Here is a 13,307-nt window from a genome sequence, read left to right on the forward strand (position 1 = left end):
CTTAGAAAGGTTGATTTCAGATGACAAAACGCAAACTTGTGTTTATCGGAAACGGCATGGCGAGTATGAAATGTATCGAAGAGATCATTCAAAAGCATCCAGAACATTACGCCATAACAGTCATTGGAAAAGAGAAGCACTCTGCCTACAATCGAATAAAACTTTCGCCCATTTTACAAAAAAGCGAATCATTAGCTCAAATTGAACTAAAGGATAAAGAATGGTACACCGCGCATGACATCACATTGTACAAAGGAGAATCAGTTATACATATCGATACAAATCGAAAATGTGTCATGACAGATGCGCGCCGGGAAATTTCCTATGACAAGCTCGTCATTGCAACGGGTTCATCGCCGAATTTTCTTCCTATTCAGGGTGTGTCCAAAAAAGGGATATACGCTTTTCGGACAATTGATGATTATGAGGCCATTTGTGCGGATGCGGTGCATTATCAACAAGCAGCAGTGATCGGAGGCGGCGTGCTTGGTGTGGAGGTGGCAGCTGGTCTGCAGATGGCGGGGCTGGAAACCACCATCATTCATCATACGGAGCGGCTCATGCAGCGACAATTAGATGAAACAGCCGCCGGATTATTACAGCGACAATTTATACGAAAAGGGATTCAGGTGAAAACAAATGCCCATACCATTGCATGCTTAGGCGGTGAGAGGGTAGAAGGCGTTCTATTGAAAAATGGCGACATCGTGGAGGCTGATCTTGTTGTTTTTACAACAGGTATCCGTCCGAATATACAGCTTGCAGAGAATCATGGCATACACACGAGAAAAGCCATTGTTGTCAATGACGTGATGGAGACAAATATCCCAAATATTTATGCGATTGGAGAATGTGCAGAGCACAAAGGGATGGTGCATGGTCTTGTTCAGCCCATTTATGAACAAGCAAGCGTGCTCGCTAAGCATCTTTTAGGGGAAAAAATCACACATACACCCAAGCCCATTTACTCAACAAAATTAAAAGTACCTGATTTGCCGATTTATTCTGCTGGATGTATTGAACATCATTCTCCGTTTATGTCAGCTGTGACTTATTTAGATGAAGAGCAAGAGGTATATAAAAAATTCGTCTTTGAACGTGAGGCGCTGGCAGGCATTTTATTCGTCGGAGAGCTGGAGCATGCCGATCAGCTTTTGCAAGATGTGAAAGTGGGACGTGATAAAAGTGTGGTCATGAAATCCCTTTATGAAAAGCAAGCATCCCCACTAGATTCATTAAAAATGGAAGATCTCGTCTGCCAATGTCAAACCGTTACAAAAGGGACGATTTTAAAAAGCATTTCGGTTCATCAGCTGACAAACTTAGAAGAGGTGAAAAAACAGACAGGGGCAGCAACCGGGTGCGGCGGGTGTCAAGAGCTCGTCCGTGCTTGCTGCCAGTTATCATCACATGAACAAACGGAATCGCAGGCCTTTTATTATTGTCCATGTACAGAAGCAGATGAGCAGAACATTTTTTCGTTTATTAAAAAGCAGCAGCCGGTGAATGCTGAAGAAATAAGAAGACATTTTCAATGGAAAACGAATCACGGCTGCGGCATCTGCCGGCCGGCCATTCAATACTATCTCGAGCAATTTCAAGGATCGGTGGAAAAAATCGGCGCTGCTGAGCAGGAAGACATGTTGATTCCTCAATTATATGGAGGCCGGCTTGATTTGGATTTTTTGAAAATCATTACGTCTTTGTTAGAGAACAGGCTGATTGAGCAGGCAGAGCTGACAAAGCATAAACGAATACGGCTTATCGGTGTGTCAAAACAGGCGGCACAAATCGTCAAAAATCATTGGCCAATTATGCCCAATGAGAAAAGAAGACTATCTCATATCCTTTCATGCGACTGCAGTGATCCAGCAGTCACGTCACTTGTGATAGAGCTGGAAAGACAAGTGGAAGATACACTTTTACCAGCTGTCACCTCCATTCATATCACCGGTGCTTCCTGCACGTGTAAACTTGCTCTAATTGATGACATCTGTCTGAAAAAGCAGCTGGGTGAATGGAATATTTATATAGGAGGCCATCTTTTTTACACCTTGGCTCATTCAAGTGAGCTTATCCCTTTTTTTAAAGCGCTGCTTGAAGAGTATAGGAAAAATGCTTACTTTCAAGAATCTATTGGCGATTGGCTTTCCCGGCATGGAAACATTTCTATTCGAGAAAAGTTGCTTGATGAGGAAATAAGAGAAGAGCTCTGTGCGCAATTTGACCAAAGCAGACAAGAAAATGTAAGTCATAAGGATGTGAAGGTATGAGTCAATCTTTTTTACAATATGCCCAGCAAAAATCAAAGCAGGAAGAACAAAAGCGAGTGTTCCCAGCCCAATGTCCTTTTTGCAGTATGCAGTGCAAAATGCAATTAATCGAGCAGCATGTGGAAGGGCGAACACGCTACCAAACGATTGGTGTACACAATCCAACTACGCACGGAAGACTTTGTATGAAAGGACAGCATGCCCACCAGCACGCGCTCCATAAAGATCGCCTGAATCACCCGCTGATCAAAAGAAACGGACAGTTTGTAAAAGCGACATGGCAGGAGGCTCTTGAGGAAATCAAAACAAACATAGAATCCCTTCAGCTGTCACATGGCCATGATGTGATCAGTGTGTACGGAAGCGCATCAATTACAAATGAGGAAGCGTACTTACTCGGGAAATTTGCAAGAGTGGCGCTGAAAACAAAATACATCGATTATAACGGGAGACTATGTATGTCTTCGGCAGCAACTGCCGCAAATCAAACATTCGGACTTGACCGTGGCCTGACCTTTCCTCTCAGCGACATCAAGCATGCACGAGTGTTGATATTGGTTGGAACGAATATAGCGGAATGTCAGCCAACCTTCCTGCCCTACATCGAAGAGGCGAAAAACAATGGCGCATTTCTCATCGTCATTGATCCGCGCAAAACTCCGACTGCCCAATTAGCCGATTTACATGTCAGCCTAAAACCAGGGTCAGATGCCGCACTGGCAAACGGCATATTGCACATCATGCTGCATGAGCATTTAATCGATGAATCATTTATTCATCAACGAACGTCAGGTTTCCAAGAACTAAAGGAGCATATCTCACGCATCTCCCTGCCAGACATTGCTGAGCAAACCGGCGTGACGATTGATGTGATGCAGAAAATAGCAAGGAAATTCGCACAAGAAAAGACAGGCATGATTTTTACAGCAAGAGGCATTGAGCAGCAAATAGACGGTACAGCCTCTGTGCGTAATTTCCTGAATATTCTGCTTGTTACTGGGAAGATCGGCCGCTTTGGATGCGGCTATGGCGCAATAACCGGCCAGGGAAATGGCCAGGGAGCAAGGGAGCATGGGCAAAAAGCAGATCAGCTTCCAGGATATCGAGATATCTCAAACCCTGGTCACAGAAAAGAAATGGCTGAACGATGGAACATTGATGAAAAAGAACTCCCAGGAAAGGGTGTGTCTGCTTTTGAGATGTTTGAAAAAATGGAGGCAGGTGAGATCAAAGCGCTCTTTTTAATGTGCTCAAACCCTGTCCAGTCAGGGCCGAACGCGCACTTGATTCAGCAAGCCATCAAGAACTTGTCCTTTTTTGTTGCCGTTGATTTATTTATGTCTGAGACAGCTGCGCTGGCAGATGTAATTTTACCGACTTCGTCATATTTAGAGGATGAAGGTACCGTGACAAACATAGAGGGGCGCGTTACGCTTAGAGAAGCAACATATCCACTTAAACACCAAAGAAAGCACGATTGGCAAATCATTTGTGAAATAGCAGCTGTATTAGGCAAAGGCAGCCATTTTTCCTTTTCATCCGCAGAAGAGATCTTTGAGGAAATAAGAGCCGTAACGAAAGGTGCAAAGGCTGATTATTCAGGCATAACCTATGAAAGGCTGAGGAAGGAACAAGGCATAAGGTGGCCTTGTACTCATTTAGAAGATCCGGGAACTGAAAGATTATTTGAACATGCATTCTCACATTCTGACAGTTTAGCGAAGTTTGCCGTCGTCACACATGGAAAAAAGGCTGCAAAGGAACCCGTCAGTCAAGAATACCCTCTTTATTTAACGACAGGCAGGGTGATGGCTCATTACCAAACAGGCGTTCAAACAAGAAGGAGCACCTCTCTTGTTGCCAGACAGTTTGAAGCATATGCAGAGCTTCATCCTGACACAGCGAAAACGTATGGACTTCAGCACGGGGAGCTCGTGACCATCAAGTCAAAAAGAGGAAGTGTCATCATCAGATGCCGCATATCAGACACCATTCGAAAAGATACCGTATTTGTTCCATTTCACTGGAGCAAACATCAATCAATTAATCAATTAATTGATGATCAACTAGATCCGCAAAGTAAAATGCCAGGCTTTAAATATTGTCCTGTACAGCTGTCAGCCGGCGTGAATGAAAAACTATGTGAGAAATTTTAACATGTATTTTCCATCTATGTTTAGATTATGGTACTTTCTAAAAAATGATCACATGAGGGGTGTTTTATCATGAAAGAAAAACTCGTATTAGTGGGGAACGGTATGGCCGGCATTCGAAGCCTTGAAAACATTTTAAAAACAGACGGCGAACGTTTCGACATGACGGTATTTGGGACTGAACCGCATCCTAACTATAACCGAATTCTTTTATCGAAAGTGCTTCAAGGGGATACGAAGGTCGAAGATATTACGTTAAACGATTGGAACTGGTATCATGAGCATGATATTCAGCTGTTTACAAACGAGACCATAGTGAAGATCGATACAGAGAACCAAACAGTCACCAGTGATCAAGGACGGACCGTGCATTATGACCGATTAATTTTAGCAACAGGGTCACTTCCATTCATCCTTCCAATTCCAGGGAGTGATAAAAAAGGCGTGACGGCTTTTCGTACATTGCAAGACACTGAGGAAATGGTCAATGCCTCTACTATGTACAAAAAAGCAGCAGTCATCGGAGGTGGACTCCTTGGGCTTGAAGCAGCACGCGGTCTATTAAACTTAGGCATGGAAGTGAATGTCATCCACCTCGGCTCTCATTTAATGGAACGCCAGCTAGACCCTATTGCAGGCCAGCTTCTTCAAAAAGCATTAGAGGAACAGGGGATGAAATTCCTGTTAGGAAAACAGACAAATGAGATTTTAGGAGATACAAGAGTAGAAGGATTATCATTTTCAGACGGCACTACACTTGAGACAGACCTAGTCGTCATGGCTGCGGGAATTAAACCAAGTAAAATGCTTGCAGAAATAAGCGGGCTTGAAGTGAACCGTGGGATTATCGTCAATGATTTTATGGAAACAAGTGTCCCGGGCATTTATGCCGTCGGAGAATGTGTGGAACACAGGGGACAAACGTACGGATTAGTTGCTCCTTTATACGATCAAGCGACTGTACTTGCCAAGCATGTATGCGGCTTGAACCCTGCTCCATATGAAGGCTCTGTTCTGTCAACACAGCTGAAAGTATCAGGAGTTGATGTATTTTCAGCTGGTGATTTTATTGAAAACGATGAGAAAAAAGCGATTAAGATTTTTGACGAACAAAAAGGCATCTATCAAAAACTCGTCTTCCAGCAAAACCGATTAGTAGGCGCCGTCATGTTTGGAGAAACAAGCGACGGACCTCGTTTATTCTCGTACATTAAAGAAGGAATAGATATGTCGGATATGGAGAAGGTATCTGTCTTAACCTCCAATGATCCGGCGCAAGAAAGCACGATTGACAGCATGGCAAACGACCATATCGTTTGCGGCTGTAATGGCGTGTCAAAAGGGCAGATTGTGGAAGCCATTCAGAAAGAAGGCTTAACAACGTTTCAGGAAGTCAAGCAATGTACAAGTGCCTCACGATCTTGCGGAGGCTGTCAGCCTGTTGTCGAAGAGATTCTTTGGCATACGCTAGGTGAGGATGCAAGCCGGACAGCCCAAAAAGAAACCATCTGCGCCTGCACTACCCTTTCACGAGATGAAGTCATTCATGAAATCAAAGAGAAAGGGCTGCAGCATGTCAAAGAAGTGATGAATGTACTTGACTGGAATACAGAAGAGGGCTGTTCAAAATGCCGCCCTGCACTGAATTATTATTTAGGCATGCTTCATCCACTTGAATACAAAGATGAAAAGAGCTCACGCTTTGTAAATGAACGCATGCACGCCAATATTCAAAACGATGGCACCTATTCAGTTGTTCCGCGAATGTACGGCGGCGTCACCAATGCAAATGACTTGAGAAAAATAGCCGATGTCGTCGACAAATATGAAATACCGCTTGTGAAAATGACTGGTGGTCAGCGTATTGACCTTCTAGGTGTCAAAAAAGAAGATTTACCTAAAGTGTGGGCGGATCTAGATATGCCATCGGGTTATGCATATGGAAAATCTTTAAGAACAGTTAAAACATGTGTTGGAGAACAATTTTGCAGGTTCGGCACGCAGGACTCCATGGCTCTTGGAATTGCACTTGAAAAGAAATTTGAAGGTCTTGCGACACCGCATAAAGTAAAAATGGCCGTCTCTGCTTGTCCGAGAAACTGTGCAGAGTCCGGAATTAAAGACCTCGGTATTGTGGGGATAGATGGGGGGTTTGAATTGTACGCCGGCGGAAATGGCGGCACACACCTGCGGGCTGGAGATTTATTAATGAAGGTCAGTACAGCAGAAGAAGTAGAGCAAATGGCCGCAGCATACCTGCAATATTACAGAGAAACGGCAAATTATTTAGAAAGAACCTCTGCTTGGGTTGAGCGACTTGGGTTAGATCATATTCAATCAGTACTCCTGGATGATGAAAAACGAGCAGCCTTAATCGAAAGAATGGACATTGCGCTTTCAACATATGAAGAGCCTTGGCAGGAGCTTCGCGAGAGTCAAAAAGACACGAGACAATTATTTCAAAAAGCGACGGCTTCCGTATAAATCAATTGAAGGGATGAGATCATATGACAGTTTCAGTTGTTAAAGTTCACATTGGCACCCTATCAGATTTTCCGCTCCAGCTAGGTAAAACAGTTGAAGCCGGTACACTTGAATTAGCTGTTTTTCAAACTTCTAATAAGCAGTTCAAAGCCATTGAAAACCGCTGTCCTCATAAAGGCGGCGTTCTGGCTGAAGGCATGGTCAGCGGGAATCACGTTTTCTGCCCAATGCATGATTGGAAAATTGATCTTTCATCAGGAAACGTGCAAGCACCAGATCACGGATGCGTTAAAACATATGAAACATTCGTTGAAGGGGACAATGTCTTTATTTTATTGCCTTCATAAATGGTTTAGATCCTTCCTTTCATGTATATGCTGTATATAAATGCAGCAAGAAAGGAAGGAATTTTTGTGCCGTTCGTTAATATTTTGATTGAACTCTTAATCGGATTTTTCGCTTTATTTTTTATTACAAAATTATTAGGGAAAACACAATTTGCACAAATCACACCGTTTGATTTTATTTCTGCACTAATTTTAGGCGAAATGGTCGGAAACGCCATTTTTGACCCAGAAGTCAGGGTTCAGCACATTTTATTTGCTGTTGCGGTATGGGGCGTACTTATTTATACAGTTGAATGGCTTTCACAGCGCTTTAAATCCATTCGCGCTTTTTTAGAAGGAAGACCTACTCTTGTGATTGATAAGGGGAAGATTCACTACAATCGGTTAAAGAAGAATATGCTTGATATCAATCAGCTGCAGACACTGGTTCGCGCAAAAGGCCATTTTGCACTGAATGAAATTGAATATGCCATTTTGGAAACGGACGGTTCTGTCAGTGTTCTTCCGAAAATGAAATACGCGCCAGCCACAGCAGAAGATGTGAACGTGAAGGGAAAAGAAGTGAAATTGCCTAGAACATTTATTATTGACGGCGAAATCTTAAAAGATGATTTACAAGAAGCCGGCTTTGATGAATTCTGGCTGAATAAGCAATTAAAAAAGCAGCATATTTCCTCTTATCGAGACGTTCTATTTTGTGAATGGATTGAAAATGAAGGGATTTATGCGATGCAATATGAAAAGTCTAAAAAAACATCCACAACATAAAAACGTGGGTGTTTTTTTGTGCGTGTATGGAATAGGATCAAAAAGAATGTTTGATGAAAACGTTCACAAAACGAGGAGGAGATATGTGATGAAATATAGAAACGTATGGATTGTTATGGTCTTGTCTTTCTTTCTTTTTGACTTCGCTTCACTTCAAGCAGCAGAAGCCGGGCATAACCGCGTTCTTGTCGTTGATCAAAAGGGAAGCGGGACATACCGCACCGTTCAGTCTGCCATTGATGCGATTCCAGCAAACAATCAACAACCGGCAACGATCTATATTAAAAATGGCGTATATAAAGAAAAAATTTTGCTTCCGCAAAATAAACCACACGTATCCTTTATTGGCGAAAACCAGCACAAGACGATCCTTACGTATGATGATACAAACGCAAGCACTGGGAGTACAACAAACAGCTCAAGCACAATGATTCGTGCAAACGATTTTTATGCAGAAAATATCACCTTTCAAAATACAGCTGGCAGACATGCTGGTCAGGCAGTTGCGCTGTATGTGTCTGGCGACCGGGCTGTGTTCAAGCAAATACGCGTGTTAGGCTATCAAGATACACTTTATGCAACAGGCACAGGGCGGCAATATTATGAAAACTGCTATATTGAGGGCACGGTCGATTTTATTTTTGGATCAGCCACAGCTGTGTTTAAAAGAGCTGAAATAAAAAGCCTTGGAAATGGGTATATTACTGCAGCATCCACAACAGAAGCGCAAAGGTACGGCTATGTATTCATGGACTCTACGCTGAAAAAGGGGACGGCAGCTGCGCAATCGGTTTATTTAGGACGTCCGTGGAGACCTCATTCGGCTGTAACATTCCTTCATACAAAAATGGATGATCATGTGAAAGCAGAGGGATGGCATAACTGGGATAACCGTGACAATGAAAGAACGGCCAGATATAAAGAATTTGGATCGACAGGAGCGGGAAGCAGTCCAGCAAACCGCGTAAAATGGTCAACCATTTTAACCCAAAATGAAGCAAGTCAAATCACGGTTCAGGCTGTTCTTCGCGGAACCGATGGCTGGAATCCAGAAAAGAGGTAAGGGGCTTGTCAGTTTTCGTCAAAGAAAGCTGACTTTTCTGTTTAAAAAACCTTTGAGAACAAACGTTCTTTTGTGTATAATGAACATATTCTTCTAAAATTGGCTGCAACAAAAAGGAGGGATTGCGTGAAGCGTTTTTCACAGCTCATGTTTTTACAAATATGTATCCTGTCGATTTTATTTCTCCCTTTTTCAGCGAAAGATGAACAACTCAAAGCTCGTGACGATTCACTTCAATGGATGACAGCTTTAGACGAATTCATACGAACAGCACCTGATTTAGAGGGCGCGATCTCTGGCATCAGCGTCCGCGATACTTCTGACACCTCTCTTCTTTATGAACATCAAGCCGATATTCGTCTTACTCCTGCTTCTAATATGAAACTGCTCACATCAGCCATCGCACTTGATATACTTGGAGAAACACACACATTCCCTACAGACATCTGGATGGATGGTTCCATTCAAAAGAAAACGCTACATGGCAGCCTTTATCTTCGCGGCACCGGCGATCCGACTTTATTAGAGGAGGATTTTGCAGCACTTGCCAAACAAGTCAAAAAGGCCGGAATACATACCATTCGCGGGCAGCTTGCGGCAGATGACACTTGGTTTGATGACACGAGATACTCCATTGACCTGCCTTGGAGTGATGAGGATCAATATTACGGGGCACAAATTTCTGCTCTCACGGCTTCACCGAATCAAGATTATGATGCAGGGACCGTGATTCTCGAAGTAAAACCAGGAAAAAAAGCAGGACAGAAAGCCGCATATGATATGATCCCAAAGACGGATGTCGCTCAAGTCATCAATCAAGTGAAAACAGTTCCAGAAGGTGAAAAAAAGAAAATCTCTTTTAAGCGCTCTCACGGAACCAACAAGATTACGTTGACTGGGACTATTCCGGTTAAAGCGAGCTCATCTAAACAATGGGTAGCTTTATGGGATCCGTCCGCCTATGCTTTAGACTTAATGAAACGAGCGTTAAAGGCGGAAGGGATTCAAGTAAAGGGACCGCTGAAATCAAAACAAGTTCCTAAAAAAGCCAAAAAAATTGCCTCCCATACATCGATGCCATTATCTGAGCTGCTTGTTCCTATGATGAAATTAAGCAACAATACCCATGCAGAAATTTTGCTAAAGGAACTAGGGAAAAAAGTGAAGAACAAAGGGAGCTTTGAAGCTGGGCTGGACGTCATGAATGAACGGCTTCCTGCGTTTGGCATCGATCCTTCGCTTGCAGTGCTGCGTGACGGATCGGGCATATCACCTATTAACCTTGTCTCTGCTAACCAGTTCACTTTATTTTTGACAAACATTCAAAAGGAAAAATGGTTTAAAACCTATGAACATGCGCTCCCTTTAGCAGGGGCAAGTGAACGAATGGTGGGGGGAACGTTAAGGAACAGATTGAAGGAACCAGCTACACTAGAAAAAGTACGTGCAAAAACAGGGTCGTTAACAACGGTCAGCACACTTTCTGGATATATTGACACGCAGGGCGGGAAAACGCTCGCTTTTTCCATCTTATTAAATCACCTTGTTGATGACGAAAATGGGAAAGAGATAGAAGACCGTATTGTCAGCATACTAGCTGAGAATCTTTAGATTTAGAGAGAGAAGGAGAACCATCATGACGTTAGATAATAATCAATCTTTAGTAAAAACCATGTCCATTTTTCTCATCCCGCTTTTGCTAAGTAATATTTTGCAATCGATCGGACAATTAGTGTCTATTGTTCTTGTCGGAAGATGGATTGGAGAGGATGCAGTAGCTGCCATTTCTGCATTCTTTCCGCTTTTCTTTTTACTCGTTTCTTTTTCCATTGGAATTGGATCGGGAAGCTCGATCCTTATTGGACAAGCGTATGGAGCAAAAAATGAACAGAAATTAAAAGAAATTATTGGCACAACGCTTTCATTCACTTTTTTGATCGGAGTATCTTTAGCGATCATTGGAGGTTTTTTCGCAACAGACATCTTAAACCTTATGGGAACACCCGCCAATATCGTGGAGGAAAGTGCGGGCTATGCTAGAATTCTATTCATCTCAATGCCGATCTTATTTCTTTATTTTGTTTATACGACCTTCTTGCGAGGGACAGGGGATTCGAAAACGCCATTTTATTTCTTAATGATTAGTACGGCAACGAATATTTTGATGCTGCCCATTTTATTATTTGGATGGCTGGGACTGCCAGCGTTCGGCTTATACGGCGCTGCGTATGCTTCTGTGATTTCAACAATTGTGACATTTATCATTCTACACATCTACTTATATAAGACAAAGCACCCGCTTCGCATTGATGCATCGGTGAGAAAGCATTTATTGATGAAAGGAGATCTATTAAAAACGTTATTAAAGCTCAGTATCCCATCAAGCATTAATATGATCCTCATTTCTTTATCAGAAATTGCCGTTATTTCTTTCGTCAACGATTATGGATCACAGGCAACAGCTGCCTATGGTGTTGTCAATCAAGTCGTGAGTTATGTGCAGATGCCGGCAGTGAGCCTTGGCATTGCGGTCTCGATCTTTGCAGCTCAATTCATTGGCGCAGGAAATATGAATCGACTGAAAGATGTCATTAAAATTGGGTTAGGGCTTAACTTCGCCATAGGCGGATGCATCATCATTTTCGTTTATATTTTTGCGCCTCAGATTTTATCGATCTTTTTAACAGATCCTGGGACGATAGACATCGCCTATAGTTTGGTCGTCATTACACTATGGAGCTATCTCATTTTTGGAACGGCCCAAATTGTTGCAGCCACAATGAGAGCAAGCGGGACGGTTCTTTGGCCGACGATCTTTAGTATTTGTTCCATTTGGCTTGTAGAAGTACCAGTCGCTTATGTGCTATCACACTATACATCCCTTGGCATTAAAGGAATATGGATTGGCTACCCTGCAGCTTTCTTTGTAAACTTACTCCTCCAATACAGCTACTATCAGCTCGTATGGAAGAAAAAACAAATTGTAGCGCTTGTTCAATCATAATGTAAAGGTGTAAGACAGCATATACATACGAAGATCTCTCACTTTTAAGGAGGCCGAATCTTCTATGTTTTTGAATCAAAGAAATGAACTGAGCTCGCACAATATCGGTGACTTTTCTTATGCCGGACCAGATTTCCAAGTGCTGACGTGGGGGGAAGGAACGACATTACATATTGGAAAGTTTTGTTCTATCGCAAACGAAGTGAAAATTTTTCTAGGCGGGGAACACCGTACTGATTGGGTCACAACGTATCCGTTTAATCAAATTTTTAAAGAAGCTGCCCATATTAAAGGACATCCCAAATCGAAGGGAGATGTTCATATTGGACATGACGTATGGATTGGATATGGTGCGACGATTATGTCAGGAGTATGTATAGGAAACGGGGCCGTGATCGGGGCAAATAGTGTGATCACAAAAGATGTGCCGCCATATGCAATTGCCGCAGGAAATCCCCAGCAGCTCATGAAATATCGATTTTCATCCGAAATAATCGAAAAACTGCAGTTATTAGAATGGTGGAATTTAGAGTTTTCAATCATCCAATCTATTTTTCATCTTTTGCAATCGTATGATATTGAACAGTGTATAAATGTAATAGAAGACATAAAAAAGAAAGGCTGAAAAAGCCTTTCTTTTTTTAGTTTAGCTAAGACGTATGATGGTCAAGGCTGCTCCAGCAGCACCACCTCCGCCAACTAAAATAGCTGTGACAACCGCCCCAAAAAACTGCAGTGAGATGGTATTACCAGCTGTTAAATTAACAATAACAGTGTTGTTGATTAATGAAGTTGAGATAACAGGTGATTGAACAGAACCAGAAATAGTAGTTGTTCCATTTAAAAGCAAACGTGTATTAATCAAAAGAGCTGTAGTGGTGTTGATTTGATACGTAATATAATATTTACCAGTTTGCAGAACGGTAAAAACAGTACTTGTGCCGTTTGCTGTAAAACCAGTAATGTTTTGAAAGTTTGGCAAAGGAATATTCGTTCCTCCTGCTACAGTAACGATGGTAGGGCCAGAACTATTAGCAGCATAAAGTGCTGTATCTGTAAAACCACCTGTTCCAGTAGCCCCAGTGACACCTGTCACGCCAGTAGGACCTGTTGGTCCAGTAATACCCGTGGCACCGGTAGGTCCAGTAATACCAGTGACACCCGTAGGACCGGTAGATCCGTTAATACCGGTGGCACCAGTAGGACCGGTAGATC

10 protein-coding genes are annotated in these 13,307 nt (G+C 42.6%); 9 read left to right on the plus strand and 1 reads right to left on the minus strand.

All coding sequences use genetic code 11. The features are described from left to right. Positions 1-20: 20 nt before the first annotated feature. From BA81_RS04425 to BA81_RS04465, 9 genes are all read left to right on the plus strand, one after another. Positions 21-2,273, plus strand: coding sequence for an FAD-dependent oxidoreductase (locus tag BA81_RS04425; RefSeq protein ID WP_034280690.1), 2,253 nt, complete (start codon positions 21-23; stop codon positions 2,271-2,273). Then, positions 2,270-4,429, plus strand: coding sequence for an assimilatory nitrate reductase catalytic subunit NasC (gene nasC, locus BA81_RS04430; protein ID WP_034280692.1), 2,160 nt, complete (start codon positions 2,270-2,272; stop codon positions 4,427-4,429). Before BA81_RS04425 ends, nasC begins: the two co-directional genes overlap by 4 nt. Before the next feature lie 69 nt (positions 4,430-4,498). Next, the gene (nirB, locus tag BA81_RS04435; protein ID WP_080701158.1) at positions 4,499-6,910 is read left to right on the plus strand and encodes a nitrite reductase large subunit NirB; all 2,412 of its coding nucleotides are present in this window, start codon (positions 4,499-4,501) and stop codon (positions 6,908-6,910) included. Between the two features lie 23 nt (positions 6,911-6,933). Further along, the gene (gene nirD, locus BA81_RS04440) at positions 6,934-7,257 is read left to right on the plus strand and encodes a nitrite reductase small subunit NirD (protein WP_024422642.1); all 324 of its coding nucleotides are present in this window, start codon (positions 6,934-6,936) and stop codon (positions 7,255-7,257) included. A gap of 66 nt (positions 7,258-7,323) precedes the next feature. Then, positions 7,324-8,025: a DUF421 domain-containing protein gene (locus BA81_RS04445; protein WP_034280698.1), complete on the plus strand. Its 702-nt coding sequence runs from the start codon at positions 7,324-7,326 to the stop codon at positions 8,023-8,025. A gap of 88 nt (positions 8,026-8,113) precedes the next feature. After that, positions 8,114-9,088 carry a pectinesterase family protein gene (locus tag BA81_RS04450; protein WP_034280701.1) on the plus strand — a complete coding sequence of 325 codons (975 nt, stop codon included), beginning with the start codon at positions 8,114-8,116 and terminating at the stop codon, positions 9,086-9,088. Positions 9,089-9,214: 126 nt separating this feature from the next. After that, positions 9,215-10,699, plus strand: coding sequence for a D-alanyl-D-alanine carboxypeptidase/D-alanyl-D-alanine endopeptidase (dacB, locus tag BA81_RS04455; protein WP_034280704.1), 1,485 nt, complete (start codon positions 9,215-9,217; stop codon positions 10,697-10,699). A gap of 25 nt (positions 10,700-10,724) precedes the next feature. Next, positions 10,725-12,092: an MATE family efflux transporter gene (locus BA81_RS04460; protein ID WP_029708164.1), complete on the plus strand. Its 1,368-nt coding sequence runs from the start codon at positions 10,725-10,727 to the stop codon at positions 12,090-12,092. A 64-nt stretch (positions 12,093-12,156) separates the two neighbouring features. Continuing rightward, the gene (locus BA81_RS04465) at positions 12,157-12,717 is read left to right on the plus strand and encodes a CatB-related O-acetyltransferase (RefSeq protein WP_034280709.1); all 561 of its coding nucleotides are present in this window, start codon (positions 12,157-12,159) and stop codon (positions 12,715-12,717) included. A 21-nt stretch (positions 12,718-12,738) separates the two neighbouring features. Here the strand turns inward: BA81_RS04465 and BA81_RS19640 are convergent. Further along, on the minus strand, positions 12,739-13,307 hold a 569-nt coding region (locus tag BA81_RS19640), incomplete at its 5' end, for a BclA C-terminal domain-containing protein (RefSeq protein ID WP_034280712.1).

The sequence above is a fragment of the Bacillus safensis FO-36b genome (genome assembly GCF_000691165.1).
Classification (GTDB): Bacteria; Bacillota; Bacilli; order Bacillales; family Bacillaceae; genus Bacillus; species Bacillus safensis.

Coding starts and splice junctions, on each gene's coding strand:
- BA81_RS04425 (WP_034280690.1), top strand. CDS start 21: ATGACAAAACGCAAACTTGTGTTTATCGGAAACGGCATGGCGAGTATG.
- BA81_RS04460 (WP_029708164.1), top strand. CDS start 10,725: ATGACGTTAGATAATAATCAATCTTTAGTAAAAACCATGTCCATTTTT.
- BA81_RS04465 (WP_034280709.1), top strand. CDS start 12,157: ATGTTTTTGAATCAAAGAAATGAACTGAGCTCGCACAATATCGGTGAC.
- BA81_RS04450 (WP_034280701.1), top strand. CDS start 8,114: ATGAAATATAGAAACGTATGGATTGTTATGGTCTTGTCTTTCTTTCTT.
- nasC (WP_034280692.1), top strand. CDS start 2,270: ATGAGTCAATCTTTTTTACAATATGCCCAGCAAAAATCAAAGCAGGAA.
- nirB (WP_080701158.1), top strand. CDS start 4,499: ATGAAAGAAAAACTCGTATTAGTGGGGAACGGTATGGCCGGCATTCGA.
- nirD (WP_024422642.1), top strand. CDS start 6,934: ATGACAGTTTCAGTTGTTAAAGTTCACATTGGCACCCTATCAGATTTT.